The following is a 25014-nucleotide window of genomic DNA, read 5'->3' on the forward strand; positions in this document are numbered from 1 at the left end:
ATTAAGGAATAAGCACGGGCTCTTTCACTTCAAATTCTTCAGAAGCTGAAAACTGGTTTCCATACATATCCATAGCTCTCACTTCCACCTTGTGCTTCCCTTGTGCTAATTTATTAGTAAATCCACCGATCCATATGTGTTTTGCCATTTCAGGATTTGAGGGTCTTCTTCCCGGAAAAAGATTCTGTGTGGTATCCCATTTGAATACGGACAAAGCAAAATTAGGATCGATCGTTTCGTCATACTCCATATCTTTCCATTCCGCATTATCTATCCTGTACTCCACTTTATCTTTTTTACTCCCCATAAAGAAGTTGGCAAGAATTTTAGCTGATGTTTTTGATGGATAAGGAATGACCTTCGGAACATACAACTTTATCTGATAGTCATCAGGTTTACCGGCTGTTTTGTATTTAACTTTATACTGGTTATCCGCAAAACTTATGAATGAATATCCTTTGGCTGTTCCGTCTCTCATCGTAGAAGTAGGCAATCCCATTTCATCAGGAGTTCCGGAATACCAGTCACCACAGGTTGTTCCTACATTATATTCATGAAGGTCTTTAGCTCCATTCCAACCTGCTTTTTTGCCATAAAAGATCTGCTGTTGGATATGAGTATGTGCTGATAAAAGAAGCGCGTTAGGAAAAGGGCTTAAAAAATCAAACAATTTCTGACGGTCCGCATTTCTGAAATTATCTTCATTAGTATGTTCCAACGGAATGTGGAAAGAGATCACAATCAGTTTGTTTTTATCCACCAGCTTCAGGTCATTTTCAATGAATTGCAGCTGATCATTTCGGAATCCTCCCCAATATCCTTTTCCGTCTCTCGGATCCGGATAAAGAATATCGTCTAAAATAATAAAATGTACATTCCCGTAATTAAAAGAATAATTGGCAGGTCCAAAATTAGCTTCAAAAGTTTCGTCTGAAAACTGATCTTCCTTTGCATCATAATTCATGTCATGATTTCCCATTACATTGTACCATGGTAAACCAATCTCTTTCATAACATCAGCATACGGTTTCTGAAGGCTCAGATTATCTCCCACTAGATCACCAAGGCTGATTCCCAGAACCGCATTCTTTTTTGTGTTCTTTACTTCATTTACAATTCCTCTTTTGAAATAATCCAGTTCTTTCTCCGTATAAGGCTGAGGATCTCCAAAAACCAGGATATCAAAGTTTTTATCCTCCTTTTGTCTGTACAATGCAAAGTTGAGCTCTTTTGGTAACTCCCCTGTCGGCAGCGTTCCTTTGTATTTAAAATCCGAAGGAGATCCTTTTGGTTTGTAATGATAGTAATATTGAGGTAAATTATTACTGTTAACAGGCGTCATGTAACCCGATGGTTTGATCACAAAAATGGTTTGATTTTCACTAATCGGTAAACTATATCTTCCATTTTTATCTGTTAAAACAACCTGGGCACCGTTAGATACCGCTACTCCTTCGATTCCTTTCTCACGGCTTTCTTTTTTTTGATTTTTATTCATGTCTTCGTACACGTAGCCGGATACGGAAGTTTGTGACCATGCCATTGCTGAAATCAGAAGGCATGGCATTAATAATTTAATATTCATAGGATGATTTATTTTTATTAAGATGTATTACTTCAGGTTTTTATTAGTTATTCCACCAGGTTTTAATATTGATATTATCTCCTCCCATCTGCTGAACAGCAGCCTGATAGTTTGTTGTATTTAAAACTTTTGGATTAGGTGGATACATCAACCTTTGGGGCAGATTTCCATTGTTAAGTAGACCTCCATTATTGGGAAGTACAGGAAAACCGGTTCTTCTCTTTTCAAACCATTGTTGCTGATCTACAAAGAACAATGCAATATATTTCTGAAGCATAATCCTGTCGATATTTCCATTATAAGCGACATTCGGATTCGCAAAATAATTTGCAGGTACAACAGCTCCCCATTGTTCTATTGCAGCCTTTACCCCATTTTCATAAAAGGTCTGGGCATTTCCCTGAATGATTCCTTTGTTTGCTAATTCCGAAAGGATGAACTGCAGTTCTGCATAAGGATAAATGAGAATATTCAGCGGAGCTTTTGCTAGATTCTGATTCATATTGGACGGTTGATAACTGAATATCGTTCCATAAGCATAACCTGATGGAGCACCTTTATACCCTATATTCTGCTGGCTGGCAATATCTTTAGCCTGGCCGAAAAACATAGCCAGACGTGGATCGTTATTCGCTTTAAGTGCTTCTACAAAAAATTCCGAAGCCGCTCTTCCTGTAGTAAAATCCTGAGGCCTTGCAATAGGAGGAAGAAGTGGTGATACTCCTGTTATATTGAGCTTTGCTGTCTCATTGTTATTTTGAAAAAGAGGATATGTGGCAGGATCATTTACAATCTCCTGAATTCGCTGATGAACATTTACTTCTCCGTTTTTCTTCAGGATTCTTGTCAGCAACCTCAACGACAAAGAATTACAAAACTTCTTCCAGTTTATAATCCCATTGGCATCCGATTCTGCCTTATAGAAAAGATCATTCCCTGTAAGTGGCTTATTGGTAATAAAAAGTGCATTGGCTACTTTCAGATCATCCAGCAATCGAATATAAATGTCTTTTTGTTTATCAAATTTAGGCTGTGATATCCCATCGTCTAATCTTGAAGCTTCAGTAAAGGGAATATCACCATAGGTATCTGTAAGATTGGAATAAATCCAGGCATTTAATACCATAGCAATAGCCTGATAATTCTGATCTTTTTCTACTATTGCTGCCTCTTTCAGGTCTTTTACCTGTTTCAGCCATTTATATGAGTTATTCCAGAATCCGGCTCCTGTATTTTCGGTAATATAATACCGGCTCAACGAATTTCCTTCATTCGGAAAATCAAGTGATACCTGCATAATGTCAAACGTAAAATCATTGGCCCGCATGTAATTAACGGAAGCCATGTTGTATTGAATAGGAACAAGTAATTTAGCCGCTACCGGATCACTTATCCTGCTTTCGTCAATATTTACTTCATCAAGACTTCTGCTACAGGAAACAGGGATAAGACCTATTCCCGAAATTAATAATATGTTGAGTAATAATTTTTTCATGATTTTCAATTTTAAAATTTAACGTTAAGTTGAATTCCCACTGTTCTGGCCGTAGGCAGCTGTCCCATTTCCACTCCCGGTGTAATCTGACTGTCATTAAGAGTTGCAGCTTCAGGATCGAATAACGGGAACTTTGTCCACATCCAAAGATTTCTTCCAAATAATGCTATTGTAAGATCAGTCAGCTTAAGCTGCTCCGTTACACTTTTAGGCAAAGTATAAGATATTCTTGCATCCCTTAATTTGACAAAAGAGGTATCAAATGAGTTGGTTTCTACATTGGCTCTTCTGTAATAATCAGCGTAATAAGCCGAAACGGCGACACCTTTGGTGTTTGGTGAGTAAGATCCGTCAGGATTTTGTACCACTCCTTCTCCTACGATCAGACCATTCGGATTATCTCTTCCGATCAGGGTATGCGTTAATTTACCCTGTTCAGTCATTTTGTGATGCGACTGGGAATAGGCCATTCCTTTGTATTGTCCGTCAAAAGAAAAGCTGATAGTAAAATTCTTGTATCTGAACTCGTTTTGAAGACCGGCCCTCCATTTCGGATATGCATTTCCTATCTTTTTCATCTCAGTTGGCTTCGCTGTTAAGCCGTCACTTCCATATACAACCTGTCCGTCAGGTGAATACATCAGTCCATAGCCATACATATCTCCCAACGATCCACCAACTACTGCATTATAATACACCACTCCACCTACACTGCCTAAAGTATAAGGCTGTCCCTGAAATTCATCCGGAAGTGAAAGGATCTTATTTCTGTTCATTGACCAGTTCGCATTTACACTCCACGAGAAATTTTTATTTTTAACGGGAAAGGTATTTAAAGTCATTTCCAATCCCCTGTTTCGTACCTCCCCTGCGTTGATGGTTCTTTTACTATATCCTGTTTCATACAGAGCCGGGATATCAACGATCTGGTCCTTAGAATTGTTCTGGTATGCGGTAATGGAATAGCTGATCCTGTTTTTAATTATACTGAAATCCATTCCGGCTTCAATATTGGTAAGCATCTCAGGTCTCAGGTTAGGATTAGGAAATAAAGAGGGAGCCTCTACTGATCCGGAGAACACACTGTTGTTATAATATTTTATAAGTTTATAAGGGCTTGTGTCATTTCCAACCTTTGACCAGGAAGCCCTTAATTTCCAGTAATTGAACTGGTTTGAGCTAAGTTTGAATATGTCTGAAAGAATAAAAGAAAGACCTGCGGAAGGGTAAAAATAGGATCTGTTGTTTTTAGGAAGTGTGCTGCTCCAATCATTTCTTGCCGTAAGGTCAAGGAAGATCTTATTCTGATACCCCAAAGTCACCAAACCATAGGCACTATTGACCTGCTTATCGTTTGGAGTTGCAAATTTTGTAATGTTGGCAATACCATTGGGCAGTGTATAAACTCCCGGCTTCAAAAGACCGTCGGCGAGATAATCATACATCGTGTATTCGGAATAACGGATATTTCCTCCTACTGATGCGCTGAAATCAAAATCTTTAAATGTATTTTTATAAGTAAATAATAAATCGTTATTAAGATCCATCTGTTTAATATGCTGCTCCCTGTACATTCCCTGAAGATAGTTGGCAGAACTCCATGGCCTTTGCTGAGTACGTTCTTCATTGGTGAGCTCCATACCGGATCTGAACATGACCTCAAAGTTTTTGGCCAATTTATAGTTAAGGTTTATGTTTCCTGTGATAAAATTCTTATCCACCCCGTTTAACATTTCGTAGGCGATCATGTATGGATTATCAATATAGGAACTGAAGGGATGGATCTGATCCACCTGGTATTTATCTTTTTTCCATATTGGCCGATACCAGGCAAGATCTACATTCGGGTTCTGGAAAATCATGAAATAGGAAATCGATTGATTGCTGTAACCTGTCGCAGGCAGGTTATCACTTGTCATTTTATTATAGTTGAACTTAACTCCTATTTTTAATTTTTCATTGATCTTATGGTCAAAAGAAATCGCTGCATTAAATCTGTCGAAACCCGTATTAGGCATCATCCACTCATTTTTAAGATACGTTAATGAGGACCTGAAAGAGGTATTTTCATTGGATGCCTCTACAGCAATATTGTTTGAAAATGTGCTACCTGTTTGCCAGAAGCCTTTGATATTGTCTTTGTATGGTCTCCATAATTGTCGTTCCGCACTCTGACCTTCCAATGTGGGATCATATTGAAAATAATATTGGCCTGCAAATTTCGGCCCGAATGCACTACTTGTACCACCCGTATTTACTCCATCCGGTGAAGCCCCATACGAATAGAAATAATTCCCTTTCGAATCCTTTTGCATAGTCCCCTGACCATACTCATATTGATAGTCCGGCCATTTTAGCACTGTATCATAGCTTGAATAGGAATTTAAGGTAACCTGTATCTTTCCCTTTTTGGTTTTTCCGGATTTGGTTGTGATCATTACTGCACCTCCCGCACCTCTTGATCCGTATAAAGCTGCTGCCGTAGATCCCTTTAAAACTGTTATTGTTTCAATATCATCAGGGTTGATGCTGTTGATTCCATTCCCGTAATCAATAGGTAAATCAGCTTTTGCTCCTGCTCCATAGGCTGAAAATCCGGTACCTGTGGTTGAATTGCTCAATGGAACACCATCCACTACGATAAGTGCATTATTCTGATCCATATTCATCGAGATATCACCTCTAAGTTTGATGAGTGAGCTTCCTAAAGGTCCCGCTCCCGCTGTTTGGATCTTCAAACCGGCAACTTTACCTTCAAGAGCCTGAGCCCAGTTATTATTCTGAGTTTTTAACAGCTCTTCAGATTTGATGGTTTCAGCAACATATCCTAAAGATTTATCGTGTCTTTTAATACCTAAAGCAGTCACAACCACTTCATCAATATTTTTAATGGTATCTTTCCTGGCTTTCTGTTGGGCTGTCAGGCTGGAACTAACTAATCCCAAAAATGATAAAAACAATAGTTTCTGTTTCTGTTTACGCATATCTTTTTGTTTGCGCAAAAGTAAAAGCTACTGGTGAAGATGGTTTTAATACTATTTTAACATTTATTAAAAAAATATTAAACATAATATGAACTTATTATCAACAAGGGTTTGTACTTTTCTGGTTAACAGCACATTAAAATAATGAATATTATTTAATGCGACATGCATAACTTATTTCATTATCTTTATTGTCTTTTTATGATACATTACATTCACATCACAATAAAAATTTAGTAATCAAATACTTGATCAACAGAACCGTTCTCATCTGAATGTATATTATAAAAAAAGCAGCTTGCCATGGGCAAGCTGCTAAAAAATATCTACGTTTAAATAAACTTTTAAGGCCTATTTACCTTTTAACTGATCAGGAATATTTGTTGTAATAAAACCGATTCCCTGGCTTTTTAATTTCTCGTAAACCGCAATATCATTCACAGTCCATGAATTGGTAATTAAACCCAATGCTTTAGCTTCGGAAATCCATGTCGGATTTTTGTCGAAAACACTGTAATGATAGTCCATCCCGTCCAAACCTTCATTTTTAATCTGTTCCGGAGACAATTCTCCATTAAGGTATTGAACTTTAAATTTCGGTTCTGCCTTTTTAATTTCTTTACAAATATTCAGGCTGAAAGAAATAAATTCACTCTGAGATTCCAGTTTCAGGTCCTTTATTGTTTTGATTGTTTTTTGAACCAGCTCATCTTCCTTTTCTTTTGTCTTATCGGGCTTAATTTCAACGATCAGCTTAAGAGACTTATCTTTCTTTCCCTGTTTCAGATAATCTTTAAGGGTCGGGAAGTTTTCACCGTTTGAGAGCTTCACTTTTTCCAACTCTTTGAAGTCTGTTTCGGAAATTTCCATTTTTCCATGGTGCTCATCATGGTTAACGACCAGGACTCCATCCTTTGTCATTCTCACATCGAATTCAGCTCCATAAATCTTAAGCTTTTGGGCATTCTCCAACGATTTTAATGAATTTTCGGTGGTTGGAGGTTGTGTTTGCCAATAACCTCTGTGTGCGATAATCTGGGTTTGTGCCTTCATTGCAACTGTACTTAAAACTGCTAACCCTAAGATAAAATTTTTCATAATATAATCAGATAATTAAAAATGTCAAAGTCCGGGACTTTGACATAAAGGTAGTATTAAAATTTTAGAAAGTATATTTCGCTCCTAACTGAATCTGGTAAGGATTACCTGATAAAGGCTCTAATCCACTGGTATTCAGTTTATATTGATATTGTTGCGTTGCTGCATCAAATCCGGTAATTCTATACAATGCAGTATTTCCATAGGATTTATTCACTCCCCACTCTTTATTAAGAAGATTGGCAACATTAAAAATATCAACTGAAAGTTCAAATCCACCAATTTTTTCAAACTTGATCTTCTTAGCAATACGGATATCCCATACTCCATAGAAACCGTTCTTACCTCCATTACGTTCAGCAATTTTGTTATTGTAGTCGCTGATGTAGTTTTTCAGAGCTTTACCTACTTCAGGGTTATCAATTAAAGTCTGTGTAAGATTCGGGAATATGTATGCCAGATCGTTCGTATCAACAAAATCTCCGTTCGTATTTCCTCCGGAAGTCACTGAGAATCTGGTTCCTCCTATCCCTGAATATCGTATACCTACGGTAAATCCAAAGAAGGTAGGTGAATTCCCATACAATACCACCTTATTACGGAACTGATTATCGGAATATGTCATTCTCAGATTTCTCGGGTCACTTTCAACCATTGTGGATAAAGTTGCAGAATTGGCAACATTCCCATTATATGAGGTATTATCCTTGATATCAGACCATGTGTAGCTTGCTGTAATTTCTCCATCTTTGTAATAACGGTAACTTGTATCAAATACAAACGAAAACTGATTTACTTTCCCGTCGCTTACAAGTTCAAGTACCCTTCCGAAATTATTATTAATTCTGCCTGCTTTCCAATCAACAGTTCCATTGGCATTTACTGTATTCAAAGGAACAAAAACACCTCTTCCCCCTTCATTATTTAAAGTAAAATAAGGATTGGCTACCATGTTTCTGTCATAATAGAAATAATTATTTCTTCCTAAGGCAGCATAAGCAGCAACACCCGCTCTGAATCTTTCATTAAAGAAGTGAGTATAGGAGATATTCGCCTTATAAACGATTGGAATTTTAGCATCTTTACCTGTATAATTAATGGTAGGAATCTGATATTGTGATAAAGTAGGAACAGTTCCGTAATCATTCCTATAGCTGGTGAAGTTCGGGACAGGAACATCTTTACCAGTCACATCTACCGTTGCCAAGTGTCTTCCGTCAAATACAAGGTTGTTGATCACCATATAATTGTTGATATCCGAAGAGAAGATTCCTGCACCAAATTTCAAGAAGTCTTTACTTTCTTCATTGATATTCCAGTCAAATTGAAATCTGGGTTGAATAACGAATGATTTAATACGGTTATCGGTTCTGATTCCCATTTGATCATATAGCTTTTGATTAAGCTCGGCTTTCGGATATCCACCATAATCCAGCCTTAAACCAGCCATTAAGTCAAGTCCTTTAGCAATTTTTGTTTGAATCTGACCATATACGCCAACATTCCAAATGTTCGATTTTACAGAAGGATCATCCATTAAAGGAACCTCTCTGTAAAACCTGTAAGGCGTAAGGTTATTAAAATTATCAATTCCTAAGAATTGAAATCTTCCGTTCACCTCGCTACCATAAATAGATTTTGATTTCGTGTACATCAGGTCGATACCTGCTGTGTATTTAATCTTATCTGTATTATAGTATAAATTGTCTACGATCTGGAATACATTATTTCTAAAGCTTTCCTGTCCGAAACGGTGTCCGCCGATCTGGATATTGGTTGTAAGGTCCTTTCCATCAATGGTAGACGGTACACGTTCTACAATTGCCCTTGGAACAGCATGCCCCAGCTGATTGTTCTGATAGCTGTTCTGGTAAGTATATAAATATTGTGCTTTTAATTCGTTGGTGAGATTTGATTTCAGATTTGATCTTAAGGTTAATAATAAGCTATTATCCAGGTTTTTGTCATTTCCATAAGATTCAAAAAAATTGATGGCTGTGTTATCTGCCAATCCGTTTTTATTAAAATCATAAGTAAAATTATTTCTTAAGGTTAATAAGTTTTTAGGGTTGATCTGCCAGTCTAAACGCAGGAATCCGGCATCAGAATTCCTTACTTTATCAAAGCTTCCGAATTGCGGAGTATTTCCGACACCATATTTAGCTCTCCCAATATTTAAAACCTGATTAAGTGTTTCATTGGTTACATTAAACCTTAAAGCATCATCTTTAGTTCTTACATCTGCAATGATCAAAGGCCTGGAATCCAATTGATGATCCCATGCGGCAAAGAAATGCAACTTATTTTTAATAATCGGACCTCCTAAAGATACCCCGAACTGTGAGGTTGAAAAGTCGTTCACCCTTTCATTTCCTCTGATATCATATTTGCTGGATAACCATCCTGTTCTTAGATATTCCCAGGCACTTCCCGTAAAGGTATTGGTTCCTGATTTCGTTACAGCACTCACCGTACCTCCTCCACTTCTTCCCAATGTAACATCATACTGGTTGGTCGTAATTTTAAATTCACGTACTGCTTCAATTGAAATGGAATAAGGTGCGCCACTTCGGCTGGTTGTAGATCCTGCAGAAGTTGGATTCTTGGCAGTCATTCCATCGATGGTAAAGTTGGTTGAAGATCCTAATTGTCCTGATAAATTCCCTCCCTTTCCACTTAACGGAGACAATTCTGTAAGATTGGTAAAATTTCTTCCATTAACAGGCAATATCCCCATGTTTTTAGCAGAAATAGCTGTTGCCGCACCAAGATTTCCGATCTTGTTTTTAAGGTTTCCCGTTACAACTACAGTTTCAATTACCTTTTCATGATCCCCAAGATTAACATCTACGGTAACCTGATCTCCAAAATTGACATTGTAGCCCTCTCTTTTTTCATCGTTTACAATAACCGTATAAGGACCACCAAGAGGAATTTCTTTAAAAATATACTCTCCTTTTGAGTTGGTTTCAGTTTCTGTTCTAAAACCTGTAGACTCATTAACGATGGTTACCTTTACTTTTTCCTGGGCTTTAGTCCCGGTGATTTTTCCGGTAATGGATGCCTGTGTGGTCTGTGCATAAGCCATTGTACCAAAGCTCAAAAACAATAATCCCAATACAATCTTTACTTTTCTCATCTTTTCAAATTAGCTGGGGCAAAGGTATTGGGTCTGTACAAGCTTGCTATTTAAGGAAATTTTAACATTTCTTTAATTAAATTAGAACAATATGTTAAGCTATTACTAACAAATAAAATAAAGAAATGGCAATCAACAACTTATCATGTATTACAAATTTTTAATGTATCCATATTATTTAATTATGTTATTTTTTTAATGATATTAGTTTTAGCTATTTTTGCTTAAAAGAAAAAATAGCAATGTCCGAAAACATTCAACAAAAGATAGAACAGCTTCGTAAAGAACTTCATCAGCATAATGAAAATTATTATTTACTGGATGAACCTACCATTTCAGATTTTGAATTTGACCAATTATTAAAGGAACTTCAGGATCTCGAAGCAAAGCACCCGGAATTTTATGATGCCAACTCTCCCAGTGTACGTGTTGGAGGTGGGATCACTAAAGTCTTTCCTACTATTCAGCATCAGTTCAGAATGTATTCCCTGGATAATTCCTATGATTTTGATGATCTTGAAGACTGGGAAAAGCGAATTATTAAAACGATTACCGGCCCCGTGGAATTTGTTGCAGAATTAAAATATGATGGTGCTTCTATTTCTATTTTGTATGAAAATGGTAAACTGATACAGGGAGTTACTCGTGGAGACGGTTTCCAGGGAGATGAGATCACTGCTAACGTACGTACTATTTCAGATATTCCTTTGACATTGAAAGGAGATTTTCCGTATCGTTTTTTCATGCGTGGGGAAATATATCTGACGAGAAAAAATTTCGATAAAATCAATAAACTAAGAGAGGAAGAAGGATTAGATCCTTTTATGAATCCACGAAATACGGCAAGCGGAAGTTTGAAAATGCAGGATAGTGGCGAGGTAAGAAAACGCGGGCTTTCTTCTGTATTGTATCAGTTTATTTCCGAGGAAATTCCGGCAGAAACGCATTGGGAATTGCTTCAAAAAGCTCAAACCTGGGGTTTCAAAACTTCCCAGCAGGCAAAACTTTGTAAAACTTTAGATGAAGTAAAAGATTTCATTACTTTCTGGGATACAGAACGACATAATCTTCCTTTTGAAATTGATGGTATTGTATTAAAAGTAAATTCTTTACAACAGCAGAGACAGCTTGGATATACTGCAAAATCACCTCGCTGGGCAATGGCCTATAAATTTAAAGCAGAAAAAGTAGAAACGGAATTACAAAGTGTATCCTATCAGGTCGGAAGAACAGGAGCCATTACTCCGGTAGCTAATCTGAAACCTGTTCTATTGGCAGGAACCACTGTTAAGAGGGCATCTCTTCATAATGAAGATATCATTAAAAAACTGGATCTGCATGAACACGATTTTGTCTATGTAGAAAAAGGAGGTGAAATTATACCTAAAATTGTGGGTGTCAACAAAGACAAAAGAACAGAAAAAAGCAGGGAAATCGAATACATTAAACATTGCCCTGAATGCGGAACCGAACTTATAAAAGTGGAAGATCAGGCGATTCATTTCTGCCCGAATGAACTTCACTGCCCTCCGCAGGTAGTAGGAAGAATGATTCATTATGTTTCAAGAAAGGCTTTAAACATAGAAAATTTAGGGAGCGAAACCATCGAACAACTGTACCGGGAAAAATTAATTGAAAATCCGGCAGACTTTTACACTTTAACCAAAGAGCAATTACTTCCGCTGGAAAGAATGGCTGAAAAGTCGGCACAAAATATTATCTCAGGAATTGAAAAATCTAAGGAAATTCCTTTTGAGAAAGTATTATATGGAATCGGTATCAAACATGTAGGAGAAACAGTTGCCAAGAAACTGGTTAAAAACTTCCCTACTATTGATGACCTGAAAAATGCAACTGCCGAAGAATTGTGTCAGGTGGAAGATATAGGAGGTAAAATTGCATATAGTATTGAAGCGTTCTTCAATAATCCGGAAAATATTTTAATGATCGAACGCTTAAAAACCTATGGTGTTCAGCTTGAAAAAGGAGAAAATACCAATGAAGTTTTATCCCATGTTCTGGATGGAAAAACATTTCTGTTCACCGGAAAACTGTCTCTGTTCACAAGAGAATCTGCAGAGGATATGGTGGAAAAACATGGTGGAAAAAATATTTCCGCGGTTTCTAAAAACCTTAATTATCTTGTTGTGGGCGAAAAAGCCGGCAGTAAATTGAAAAAAGCTCAGGATATTGGAACTATTGAGATCCTTGATGAACAACAATTTTTAGATTTGATAGAAAATCAATAAAAAAAACAGACATTTTAACAATAATTAAATAATAAGCCATTGATATATACTATTGATGGCTTATTTTTGCTTTTTAAAATAAAAAAATAACTACTAACTAGTAATACATGAAAAAAATCTACTTAATCATTTCTCTGATTATATTTGCTATGTTTCAGGCACAGATTGTGAATATTCCAGATGCTAATTTTAAAGCCAAACTTCTGTCAGCAAACACAACAAACGGGATCGCATACAACAATAACCACCAAAAAATTGTAATTGATACAAACGGAGATAGTGAAATTCAGGTTTCAGAAGCATTGAATGTATCAGAACTTTTTATTCCCGGTCAAACAGGTAATATGATTGCTGATCTTACAGGTATCAATCAGTTTACCAATCTTACGGCTTTAAGTGCTTTTAATAATGCTTTGACTAATCTTCAAATAACAGGATTATCCAACCTTACACTTATACATGTAGCCAACAACAATCTTACTAACGTTTCTTTTGATAATTTGAACAGTCTGCAGACTTTATCTATCGCTAACAATCAACTTTCTGGTTTCTCAATTACTAACTCCCCCAATCTACAAAGTCTCTCATGTAGTGGAAATCAATTAGTATCGGTAGATATTTCCAATTTCCCAAATCTGGTCACTTTAGAATGTAATAATAATTTAATTACAACATTAATTTTAAATAACAATAATAATTTGACAAACATTGTTGCCTCACATAATAAGCTTGTAACCATTCCGTTTGGGGAGGCTCCTAATGTGGCAAATTTATATATTGATTATAATCTTTTTACTACAATTGATGTGGGACAACTTACACAGCTTGGTAATTTTAATTTTTCTAATAATCCCAATCTCGTAAGCTTTAATATTAAGAACGGAAAAAATAACTATACTCAAGGAGCAACTCCATATTTTTCAAACACACCAAGTTTAAGTTATATATGCGTTGATGATATCGAGTTGGGAGCGATAAATGCACTGGTCAATTATTACAATCAGCCTAATGTTGTATTAAACTCATATTGTTCTTTTGCTCCCGGAGGAAATTCTTATACCATACAGGGAAGCACGAAATATGATTCCAATAATAATGGTTGTGACATCAATGATCCTATAAAAGCGTTTCAAAAATTCTCAATAACAAATCCTTATAATGCCGGTAATATGATAGCAAATGCTTCAGGAAATTATTCAATTCCAGTTCAAGCCGGCAATTATACCATTACACCTGTATTAGAAAACCCTACTTATTTTAATATTTCACCAACAAATGTAACTGCAAATTTTCCTACACAAACAAGTCCCCTTACTCAAAATTTTTGCATGTCCGCCAATGGAACACATAACGATCTAGAAATTATCATTATTCCTGTGACTGCTGCTGTACCAGGTTTTGATACAAAATATAAAGTTTTTTTCAAAAATAAAGGTAACACATCACAATCGGGAACTTTGGTTTATAATTTTGATGACAATCTAATGAATTATCTAAACTCCACGATTGCTCCAAACACTCAGTCAACTGGAATATTATCCTGGAATTTTACCAATATTTTACCCTTCGAGACTAAAGAAATTACATTAACCTTTACATTAAACACACCAACACAAACACCACCCTTAAATGGCGGAGATCTATTGCACTACACAGCACAGATTAATGGAGGTACAGATGATACACCAACAGATAATATATTTACTTTAAATCAACCTGTAGTTAATTCTTTTGATCCCAATGACAAAACATGCCTTGAAGGAACCTCAATTGCACAAGCAAAAGTTGGAGATTACGTTCATTACCTAATCAGATTTGAAAATACAGGGACAGCCAATGCGAAAAATATTGTAGTAAAAGACGAAATTGATCTTACGAAATTCGATTTATCCAGTTTGATTCCTCTTAATGGAAGCCATAATTTTGTAACGAGAATCAATGGAAATGTAGTCGAATTTATTTTTGAAAACATTCAGCTTCCTTTTGATAATGCGAATAATGACGGATATGTTTCATTTAAAATCAAAACAAAATCTAATTTGGTTATCGGAGATAGTTTCAGTAATACAGCCAAGATCTATTTTGATTATAATGCGCCTATCATTACGAATACTGCTACAACTTCTGTTCAGAATACCTTAGGAACATCCGAAATTACTAATGATAAAGACCAGTTCAGTATCTATCCGAATCCGGTAAAAGATGTTTTATTCATTAAGTCAAAAGAGAAAATTGTAAAGGCAGAAATCTTTGATACAGCAGGAAGGATTTTAAATTCAATAAGCGTAAGCAATAATTCTGTCAATATCTCTGAACTTGCTAAAGGAAGCTATATGATCAGATTGTTTACAAAAGATCAGGTTATGGTACAGAAATTCATAAAAAATTAAATCACTTTACATCAATAAACGAAAGACTGCCTTAAGAAGCAGTCTTTTTTTATATGCTTGAACGATCACGTAAGAATTTATTGTATTTTTATTCAAGGTTTTAATTATACACCCATGGATTTTCTACAAGATCACTATTCCATTCAAAATGAACTGATACTGATATTTATTTCAGTTATGCTCGGGCTTTTTATCGGTGCTGAACGTGAATATAGAAATAAGTCTGCAGGACTCCGCACATTTATTCTGGTATGTTTCGGATCTTGTCTTTTCACCATATTATCAATCAAAATAGGAGTTCAGAATCCAGATCGTCTGGCAGCCAATATTATTACCGGTATAGGTTTCTTGGGAGCAGGAGTTATTTTCAAAGGAGATAATAAAATCGATGGAATTACAACGGCAACAACCATCTGGGCAACTGCTTCAATAGGAATGGCTGTGGGTTCAGGATATGTATACTTTTCGTTGCTGGGCACTACATTGGTCCTTCTTGTCTTGAGCTCGTTAAGTTATTTGCAGAATTTTATCGACAATAATCATAAAATCAGGGAATATAAAATATCTATCTCCGCTTCTGATCACATCAGTCATTGTGAGGAATTATTCAGGAATAATCATTTAAAGTTTCTTATCATGAGACAGCAATATTCCAAAGACAGTTTAATTACGACCTGGAGACTTACGGGGAATACCCGGCAACATGAACTTCTGATTAAGCAAATGATGAATGACCCTAAAATTATGTCCTATCAATTTTAAAATAAAAAAATAAAGGCAGCAGCCTTTATTTTTTATTGAAAACATACAGATCTTTATTGGGACCGGTAATTTCCTTTCCATCCAAATCAAGCTGAGTAAGATGGTTTTCACCGACCTTGTATTTGTAATTAGCGGATTTTCCTTTTAAAGTCACAATACTGCCCGTTTTATCCCACTCCAAGGTTCCTTTATCTTCATTCTTTGATTTTCTGTCGATATATTCTTCTGTAATATGGAACGTATTATCCTTATTCAATGTAAGAGAAGTTTTGATCCCTGGGCAATCTGCACATGGAACCACAGCCTCATAAGTTCCGTTCCAATCCAATGAATTCTGAGAGTTATGCTCATCAATCAAAGCTTTGCCAGCCACTGAATCCAATGGTTTTTGGATCGAAGCTGAATCTGTTTCCGGGGCAGAAAATATTTCTCTTTGTTTTTCTTTGGGTGAACATGAAGCCAGTAATATGGCCAGTACAGTTCCGGATAAAAAAATTTTGTTTTCCATAAATATTATTTGTTACTGGTTATTAAATAACGGAATCCATCCCATTATATTTTTTAATACAAAATATTAAATGCCATTATCTATGAATCTACCTCGTTTTCAGCATGACTTGTAACTTATAATCTTAATTTTCTTCGTAAATTGGACAAAATTTTTGATTATGATAAAAAAGATACTTTTATCTGCATTTCTTTTGCCTGCCGCAATGGCTTTTGCCCAACAATATGGGGGAATGTGGATTCCAACGGAGCTGAATGAAAAGGAAATGAAAGACCTGGGAATGAAAATCTCTGCAAAAGACATCTTCAATCCTCAAAAGGCCAGTATTAAGGATGCCGTTGTTCAATTTAACGGTGGCTGTACAGCAGAAATTATTTCTCCTAAAGGACTTTTATTAACCAATCATCACTGTGGCTTCGGACAAATTCAGGCACATTCTACAGTACAAAATGATCTCCTTTCCAATGGATTCTGGGCAACGAATATGAGCACCGAGCTTCCTAATCCCGGATTAAAAGTAGATTTTATTGTAGATATCAAAGAAGTAACCAATCAAATTCTGGAGGGTACGGATCATCTTTCCGAACCTGATCTTTCAAAAAAAATCAACAACAATATTGAGATATACAAAAATTCTCAAAAAACAGAAAATTATCAGTCTATCACTGTAAAGCCTATGTATTATGGAAATAAATACTATGCGTATACAATAGAAACTTATAAAGACATCCGTTTGGTAGGAGCACCGCCACAAAGTATAGGGAAATTCGGAAGTGATACGGATAACTGGGTATGGCCAAGGCATACGGGAGATTTCTCTATGTTCAGAATTTATGCAGATAAAAACAATAAGCCTGCAGAATATTCCAAAGATAATGTTCCTTATGTACCTAAACATTTTCTACCTGTTTCCATCAAGGATAAGAATGAAAATGATTTCACATTTGTATTTGGCTTTCCTGGAAAAACCACTGAGTATCTTCCATCAATTGCAGTTGAAAAAATCATGAATGAGATTGATCCTGCAAAAATTGCAGTCCGCGATGTCGCTTTAAAGACTTTGGATGAAAAAATGCGTGTGGACAATGCAACACGTATTAAATATGCTTCTAAATATGCTTCAGTGGCAAATTACTGGAAAAAATGGATTGGAGAAGTAGAAGGTCTGAAAAAGTCTAATGCTGTAGAAAAGAAAGTAATGTACGAAGGATCTCTGGTAGCTAAAAATCCGGAAATCAAAACAACATTAGACCAGCTGAATAAACTATACACTGAGCAGGCTCCTTATGCTTTAAATAATGCCTATTATTCTGAGTTAATTAAAAATGCAGAGACCTTAGCATTAGCTAATATGTATTCCAACTATATCCTATCCGTAGAAGCAGGAAGAATGGATGAGAAAGAGATTACAGCCTTTAAAAATAAGCTGACTTCTTTCTATAAAGATTACAGTCCTGAGCTTGATGCAAAAGTAACTGCAAAGCTCCTTGCCCTGTATGCCAACAAAACAACCGCTCAGTTTTTACCAGCGGGATTTGATAAATTTAAAAACGAAGCACAGAACATTCAGAATATCGAAGAGATTTCTAAAAACTCTATCATTACCGGTAGAACAGCTGTAAATGGAGCTTCTTTAAGTGCAGATATTGACAAGGCATTTTCTAATCAGGATAAACTGGTAAGAACATTAAAAAAAGATCCTGTTTATCAATTATTTTCAAATATCAAAGACACTTATTCAAAAACAGCTGATCCACAGTATACCACAATCCAGACAAAAATTGATGCGCTGCAGAAAAAATTCATGCAACAGCAAATGTCGACCGATAAAGACAGAAAATTCTTCCCTGATGCCAACTCCACACTTCGTGTGACTTACGGTAAAGTAAAAGGTTCAAATCCGAGAGATGCTGTTTCTTACGGGTATCAAACCCATTTGGCAGGAGTTATAGAAAAATACATTCCGGGAGATTATGAATTTGATGTTCCTAAAAAGTTAATCGATCTTTACAATAAAAAAGATTTTGGAAATTATAAAGATAAGGGAGGTGATGTTCCTGTAGGATTTACGGCAACCAATCATACCACAGGAGGAAACTCAGGAAGTCCGGCTCTTGATGCTTACGGAAATCTAGTAGGATTAAATTTCGACAGACAATGGGAAGGAACTATGAGTGATATTAATTATGACCCCCGTTTTAGCAGAAACATCATGGTTGACACCAAGTACATTCTATTCATCATTGAAAAATTTGCCGATTCCAAGTGGCTGATTGATGAAATGAAAGTTATCAAATAATTCTTATCCATAATAAGATGTTTTAAACCCTATCTAAAGTTAGATAGGGTTTTTAATTGAAAAGATAATCTTCCCTTATCCAGGAGCAGTTAAGCGCAATTTAAGGATAGGTAAAATCTATATAAAATAACATACCGATCACTGAACAGTATGTATTTTTAATAAAAACTTTTTTATGAATGATAACCATCTTAAAATGTGTACGGAATGTGGTATACAATATCCGGAAAGCTATCAGGGCAATATTTGCCTAATTTGTAATGACGAAAGACAATCAGTCCCTCAAAGTGGACAATCGTGGACTACCCATGAAAAGCTTCTGGAAAAGCATAGCATAAAAATTAAAAAACTAAATAATAACCTTTACGAACTGGTTGTTAATCCGAGGTTTTCTATTGGACAGCGGGCCTTGCTGGTACTTTCTAAAAACGGAAATATATTATGGGATTGCATTCCCCTTCTTGATGAAGCGGCTATTGCATTTATTAATTCTAAAGGAGGCTTAAAAGCTATCACTTTCTCTCATCCGCACTATTATTCCAATATGAAAATGTGGGCAGATACCTTTAATTCTAAAATTTATATTCATGAAAACGATAAAGAATGGGTTGTAAATGGAGGTGATTTTGTAGAATACTGGACCGGTCATCAGCTTAATCTATGGGATCAATTAAAGCTTCACAATATTGGTGGCCATTTTGAGGGAAGTTCTGTCATAGAAATACCATGGATGAGCGAAAACGGAACGCTTTTGATCGGAGATACCATGTATCTTTCCCCATCCATGAATCATTTTGCCACAATGAGAAGCTATCCCAACAGAATTCCTCTTCCTTTGAATGAAATTAAAAGAATCGAAAGACGTTTTGAAGAAATAAACTACGATACCATCTACGGCTTTTATTCTTATCAGAATGTAGAAAAGAATGCTAGAGAAATTGTAGAGAAGTCGTTTAGCAGATACCAGTGAGGAGTGAAGAATTATGAATGATAAATAATAAATGATGATTGATATTTGATGGATGATCTTTTATCATTTATAATTCATCAATGATCATTTATCTTTTATTGCTATGGTATGGTGTAGTAGGTATAGATATGTATAGATATAAAAACAAAAAAGTCTCATACAAATTCATGTATGAGACTTTTAATAAAAACTGGCGGCGACCTACTCTCCCGCTTGTCGCAGTACCATCGGCGCTGGTGGGCTTAACTTCTGTGTTCGGAATGGGAACAGGTGAGCCCCACCGCTAAAACCACCCTAAAGAAGGTATATAAGATATCAGAGGATAGATTTCAGATTTCAGACCTATTATAAAGTCTCTTATCTGATGTCTTGTATCTGACATCTGTTTTATCGGTAAATTTCATCACAAAGGCAAAACCAGTATTGCACTTATAAGGCCTGAGCTATGATTGATGGTTGATAAATGATGATTGATAATCATTCATCGCTTATTACTTATCATTCATAATAATAGGCTATAAATCTACGGGTAATTAGTACTACTCGGCTATGCTGTTACCAACTTTACACCTGTAGCCTATCAACGTGGTCATCTCCCACGACCCTTAAAAGATGTCTCATCTTGAGGCGAGTTTCGCACTTATATGCTTTCAGTGCTTATCTCTTCCAAACATAGCTACTCAGCGGTGCACCTGGCGGTACAACTGATACACCAGAGGTTTGTTCAATTCGGTCCTCTCGTACTAGAATCAAGCCCTCTCAAACATCTAACGCCCGCAATAGATAGAGACCGAACTGTCTCACGACGTTCTGAACCCAGCTCGCGTGCCACTTTAATGGGCGAACAGCCCAACCCTTGGGACCTTCTCCAGCCCCAGGATGTGACGAGCCGACATCGAGGTGCCGAACCTCCCCGTCGATGTGAGCTCTTGGGGAGACTAGCCTGTTATCCCCGGAGTACCTTTTATCCTATGAGCGATGGCCCTTCCATACGGAACCACCGGATCACTATGTCCTGCTTTCGCACCTGATCGACTTGTAGGTCTCACAGTCAAGCACCCTTATGCCATTACACTCTACGCACGGTTACCAAGCGTGCTGAGGGTACCTTTGAAAGCCTCCGTTACTCTTTTGGAGGCGACCACCCCAGTCAAACTACCCACCACGCAATGTCCTTCCTAAAGGAAGTTAGGCTCCAAGTAAGTAAAGGGTGGTATTTCAACGTTGACTCCACAAACACTAGCGTGCCTGCTTCATAGTCTCCCACCTATCCTACACATTACTTACTCAAAGTCAATACGAAGTTATAGTAAAGGTTCACAGGGTCTTTTCGTCCCATTGCGGGTAATCGGCATCTTCACCGATACTACAATTTCACCGAGCTCGTGGCTGAGACAGTGCCCAGATCGTTACACCATTCGTGCAGGTCGGAACTTACCCGACAAGGAATTTCGCTACCTTAGGACCGTTATAGTTACGGCCGCCGTTTACTGGGGCTTCAGTCAAACGCTTCGCTTACGCTAACGCCCTTCCTTAACCTTCCAGCACCGGGCAGGTGTCAGACCCTATACAGCATCTTTCGATTTAGCAGAGTCCTGTGTTTTTGATAAACAGTCGCCTGGGCCTCTTCACTGCGGCCACCATTGCTGATGGCGTCTCTTCTTCCGAAGTTACGAGACTATTTTGCCTAGTTCCTTAGCCACGACTCACTCGAGCACCTTAGGATTCTCTCCTCGACTACCTGTGTCGGTTTTGGTACGGGTTGCTTCACTTCGGCTTTTCTTGGAAGCACTTTCCCTGCAGCAGCTTCGCCCGAAGGCTAGGCCTTGACTATTCCGTCAGTCTCCAGCAGGTACGGCACTCCGTCCCCTTTTTAGTGTGAGCAAGTATGGGAATATTAACCCATTGTCCATCCACTACCCCTTTCGGGTTCGCGTTAGGTCCCGACTAACCCTCAGCTGATTAGCATGGCTGAGGAAACCTTAGTCTTTCGGTGAGGGGGTTTCTCGCCCCTTTATCGTTACTTATGCCTACATTTTCTTTTCTGTCCGCTCCACAATACCTCACGATACTGCTTCGGCGCAAACAGAATGCTCCCCTACCAGATGTACATTGTACAAATCCATAGCTTCGGTAATATGTTTATGCCCGATTATTATCCATGCCGGACCGCTCGACTAGTGAGCTGTTACGCACTCTTTAAATGAATGGCTGCTTCCAAGCCAACATCCTAGCTGTCAATGCAGTCCAACCGCGTTGCTTCAACTTAACATATATTTGGGGACCTTAGCTGTTGGTCTGGGTTCTTTCCCTCTCGGACATGGACCTTAGCACCCACGCCCTCACTGCTGATCAACATTTATTAGCATTCGGAGTTTGTCAGGAATTGGTAGGCGGTGAAACCCCCGCATCCAATCAGTAGCTCTACCTCTAATAAACTTATAATCAACGCTGCACCTAAATGCATTTCGGGAGTACGAGCTATCTCCCAGTTTGATTGGCCTTTCACCCCTACCCACAGGTCATCCGAAGACTTTTCAACGTCAACCGGTTCGGTCCTCCACTCTGTGTTACCAGAGCTTCAACCTGCCCATGGGTAGATCACAAGGTTTCGCGTCTAATCCTACTAACTATACGCCCTATTCAGACTCGCTTTCGCTCCGGCTCCGGACCTGAAGTCCTTAACCTCGCTAGTAAAATTAACTCGTAGGCTCATTATGCAAAAGGCACGCCGTCACCCAACTTGTGGGCTCCGACCGCTTGTAGGCGTACGGTTTCAGGTTCTATTTCACCCTTCTATTCGAAGTGCTTTTCACCTTTCCTTCACAGTACTTGTTCACTATCGGTCTTTCAGGAGTATTTAGCCTTGGAGGATGGTCCCCCATATTCAGACAGGATTTCACGTGTCCCGCCCTACTCATTTATCATCTATATATACCTTTCGAATACCGGGCTATCACCGTCTATGGCCGCACTTTCCAGTACGTTCTTCTAAATATATAAAGACTTTTGGGCTAATCCGCTTTCGCTCGCCACTACTTACGGAATCTCTTCGATTTCTTTTCCTCCGGGTACTTAGATGTTTCAGTTCTCCGGGTTTGCTCCTCTTACGAGGTAATACATCTTCAATGTATTGGGTTGCCCCATTCGGACATCTGCGGATCAATTCGTGTGTGCCAATCCCCGCAGCTTTTCGCAGCTTACCACGTCCTTCGTCGCCTCTGAAAGCCTAGGCATCCGCCATACGCCCTTAACGATTTCTTTCCTATTTTTAGGTTACTCAAGCACTTATAAGTGCTCGGTTTTCTCTTTGTGATGTCTTTACCGTTAATGTCAATGATCGTATTTCTACTTCTGATCTAATTCGCAAATATTGTTTTTGGCTCTATCTGCTTTTTTAAAATTAAACCATCTATGATGGTGGAGAATAAGGGAGTCGAACCCTTGACCTCCTGCGTGCAAGGCAGGCGCTCTAGCCAGCTGAGCTAATTCCCCTCTAGTAGACTTCAGATATCAGATCCTAGATCTCAGACTTAATGTCTCATGTCTTATATCTGATGTCTTCCCGTCTTATAATTAGTAGTCTCGGGCAGGCTCGAACTGCCGACCTCTACATTATCAGTGTAGCGCTCTAACCAGCTGAGCTACGAGACTTTGTTTTAGATGTTAGATTTTAGATATCAGATGTTAGACTAATCTCTAACTTCTAATTTCTAACTTCTTTTCTAAATCTCTTCCCTTTACTAATTTCTAGTGGGTGTTGTATTTTTTTTATATATCAACCAAATAAAAAACTAAAGCTTCTCTTTAAGTAAGTACATGATACATTTAAGTACCGTTATTTTGTTTAACGTTCTTCAACGCTCTAAAATGAGATGTTCCAGCCGCACCTTCCGGTACGGCTACCTTGTTACGACTTAGCCCTAGTTACCTGTTTTACCCTAGGCAGCTCCTGTTACGGTCACCGACTTCAGGTACCCCAGACTTCCATGGCTTGACGGGCGGTGTGTACAAGGCCCGGGAACGTATTCACCGCGCCATGGCTGATGCGCGATTACTAGCGATTCCAGCTTCATAGAGTCGAGTTGCAGACTCCAATCCGAACTGAGACCAGCTTTCGAGATTAGCATCCAGTCGCCTGGTAGCAGCCCTCTGTACTGGCCATTGTATTACGTGTGTGGCCCAAGGCGTAAGGGCCGTGATGATTTGACGTCATCCCCACCTTCCTCTCTACTTGCGTAGGCAGTCTCACTAGAGTCCCCAACTGAATGATGGCAACTAGTGACAGGGGTTGCGCTCGTTGCAGGACTTAACCTAACACCTCACGGCACGAGCTGACGACAACCATGCAGCACCTTGAAAAATGTCCGAAGAAAAGCCTATTTCTAAGCCTGTCATTTCCCATTTAAGCCTTGGTAAGGTTCCTCGCGTATCATCGAATTAAACCACATAATCCACCGCTTGTGCGGGCCCCGTCAATTCCTTTGAGTTTCAAACTTGCGTTCGTACTCCCCAGGTGGCTAACTTATCACTTTCGCTTAGTCTCTGAATCCGAAAACCCAAAAACGAGTTAGCATCGTTTACGGCGTGGACTACCAGGGTATCTAATCCTGTTCGCTCCCCACGCTTTCGTCCATCAGCGTCAGTTAAGGCATGGTAACCTGCCTTCGCAATTGGTGTTCTAAGTAATATCTATGCATTTCACCGCTACACTACTTATTCCAGCTACCTCTACCTTACTCAAGACCCGCAGTATCAATGGCAGTTTCATAGTTAAGCTATGAGATTTCACCACTGACTTACGAGTCCGCCTACGGACCCTTTAAACCCAATAAATCCGGATAACGCTTGCACCCTCCGTATTACCGCGGCTGCTGGCACGGAGTTAGCCGGTGCTTATTCGTATAGTACCTTCAGCTACCCTCACGAGGGTAGGTTTATCCCTATACAAAAGAAGTTTACAACCCATAGGGCCGTCATCCTTCACGCGGGATGGCTGGATCAGGCTCTCACCCATTGTCCAATATTCCTCACTGCTGCCTCCCGTAGGAGTCTGGTCCGTGTCTCAGTACCAGTGTGGGGATCACCCTCTCAGGCCCCCTAAAGATCATTGACTTGGTGAGCCGTTACCTCACCAACTATCTAATCTTGCGCGTGCCCATCTCTATCCACCGGAGTTTTCAATATCTAATGATGCCATCAAATATATTATGGGGTATTAATCTTCCTTTCGAAAGGCTATCCCCTGATAAAGGTAGGTTGCACACGTGTTCCGCACCCGTGCGCCGCTCTCTAGATCCCGAAAGATCTATACCGCTCGGCTTGCATGTGTTAGGCCTCCCGCTAGCGTTCATCCTGAGCCAGGATCAAACTCTCCATTGTATGTTTGTCTGACTCACTCAAAGTTTTGACGCTTTAGTTTTTCCTTACTTGGTTGTTATATTGTATTTCAATGATCTCTCTTCTTCCGCTTTTCTCTAAAGCTTTTTTTCTGTCGTTATTGCTTTAGATTTGCGAGTGCAAAAGTAATTAATG

General features: G+C 38.3%; 11 protein-coding genes, 2 tRNA genes and 3 rRNA genes. 5 read left to right on the forward strand and 11 right to left on the reverse strand.

The features are described from left to right. Position 1: 1 nt before the first annotated feature. The 5 genes from AAEU33_RS21260 to AAEU33_RS21280 all read right to left on the reverse strand — a co-directional run bounded on the left by AAEU33_RS21260 (position 2) and on the right by AAEU33_RS21280 (position 10301). The gene (locus AAEU33_RS21260; protein WP_345990216.1) at positions 2 to 1585 is read right to left on the reverse strand and encodes a calcineurin-like phosphoesterase C-terminal domain-containing protein; all 1584 of its coding nucleotides are present in this window, start codon (positions 1583 to 1585) and stop codon (positions 2 to 4) included. A 43-nt stretch (positions 1586 to 1628) separates the two neighbouring features. Continuing rightward, entirely contained in the window at positions 1629 to 3080 is a 1452-nt protein-coding gene (locus tag AAEU33_RS21265; protein WP_345990218.1) for a SusD/RagB family nutrient-binding outer membrane lipoprotein, read from the reverse strand. 11 nt (positions 3081 to 3091) lie between these two features. Then, entirely contained in the window at positions 3092 to 6064 is a 2973-nt protein-coding gene (locus AAEU33_RS21270) for a SusC/RagA family TonB-linked outer membrane protein (protein WP_345990220.1), read from the reverse strand. Between the two features lie 351 nt (positions 6065 to 6415). Beyond that, positions 6416 to 7162 (reverse strand): glycerophosphodiester phosphodiesterase family protein, encoded by a 747-nt coding sequence (locus AAEU33_RS21275; protein ID WP_172276502.1) that lies wholly within the window; start codon positions 7160 to 7162, stop codon positions 6416 to 6418. Between the two features lie 64 nt (positions 7163 to 7226). Continuing rightward, a complete protein-coding gene (locus AAEU33_RS21280; protein ID WP_345990222.1) occupies positions 7227 to 10301 on the reverse strand; it encodes a carboxypeptidase-like regulatory domain-containing protein in 3075 nt (1024 codons plus the stop codon). Positions 10302 to 10543: 242 nt separating this feature from the next. Here AAEU33_RS21280 and ligA point away from each other — a divergent pair, with 242 nt between their 5' ends. The 3 genes from ligA (at position 10544) to AAEU33_RS21295 (ending at position 15702) form a co-directional block, all read left to right on the forward strand. Beyond that, entirely contained in the window at positions 10544 to 12550 is a 2007-nt protein-coding gene (gene ligA / locus AAEU33_RS21285; RefSeq protein WP_172276496.1) for an NAD-dependent DNA ligase LigA, read from the forward strand. Positions 12551 to 12657: 107 nt separating this feature from the next. Continuing rightward, the gene (locus AAEU33_RS21290) at positions 12658 to 14940 is read left to right on the forward strand and encodes a T9SS type A sorting domain-containing protein (RefSeq protein WP_345990224.1); all 2283 of its coding nucleotides are present in this window, start codon (positions 12658 to 12660) and stop codon (positions 14938 to 14940) included. 114 nt (positions 14941 to 15054) lie between these two features. After that, positions 15055 to 15702 (forward strand): MgtC/SapB family protein, encoded by a 648-nt coding sequence (locus AAEU33_RS21295; protein WP_172284681.1) that lies wholly within the window; start codon positions 15055 to 15057, stop codon positions 15700 to 15702. 25 nt (positions 15703 to 15727) lie between these two features. Here AAEU33_RS21295 and AAEU33_RS21300 read toward each other — a convergent pair whose 3' ends face one another. Beyond that, positions 15728 to 16210: a copper resistance protein NlpE gene (locus AAEU33_RS21300; RefSeq protein WP_345990226.1), complete on the reverse strand. Its 483-nt coding sequence runs from the start codon at positions 16208 to 16210 to the stop codon at positions 15728 to 15730. A gap of 160 nt (positions 16211 to 16370) precedes the next feature. Here AAEU33_RS21300 and AAEU33_RS21305 point away from each other — a divergent pair, with 160 nt between their 5' ends. Then, positions 16371 to 18509, forward strand: coding sequence for a S46 family peptidase (locus AAEU33_RS21305; RefSeq protein ID WP_345990228.1), 2139 nt, complete (start codon positions 16371 to 16373; stop codon positions 18507 to 18509). Between the two features lie 175 nt (positions 18510 to 18684). Further along, positions 18685 to 19479 (forward strand): hypothetical protein, encoded by a 795-nt coding sequence (locus AAEU33_RS21310; protein ID WP_345990229.1) that lies wholly within the window; start codon positions 18685 to 18687, stop codon positions 19477 to 19479. Between the two features lie 188 nt (positions 19480 to 19667). On the opposite strand, the gene rrf is transcribed toward AAEU33_RS21310, so the two are convergent. From rrf to AAEU33_RS21335, 5 genes are all read right to left on the reverse strand, one after another. Further along, positions 19668 to 19776 (reverse strand): 5S ribosomal RNA (rrf, locus tag AAEU33_RS21315). A gap of 216 nt (positions 19777 to 19992) precedes the next feature. Further along, a 23S ribosomal RNA gene (locus AAEU33_RS21320) occupies positions 19993 to 22743 on the reverse strand. 154 nt (positions 22744 to 22897) lie between these two features. Continuing rightward, positions 22898 to 22974: transfer RNA gene (locus AAEU33_RS21325), tRNA-Ala, on the reverse strand. Positions 22975 to 23059: 85 nt separating this feature from the next. Then, a tRNA-Ile gene (locus tag AAEU33_RS21330) sits at positions 23060 to 23133 on the reverse strand. Between the two features lie 214 nt (positions 23134 to 23347). Continuing rightward, positions 23348 to 24861 (reverse strand): 16S ribosomal RNA (locus tag AAEU33_RS21335). Together the 16S, 23S and 5S rRNA genes with 2 tRNA genes alongside form the textbook arrangement of a ribosomal RNA operon. Positions 24862 to 25014 lie beyond the last annotated feature (153 nt).

This window comes from Chryseobacterium sp. Chry.R1, from assembly GCF_039645525.1.
Classification (GTDB): Bacteria; Bacteroidota; Bacteroidia; order Flavobacteriales; family Weeksellaceae; genus Chryseobacterium; species Chryseobacterium proteolyticum.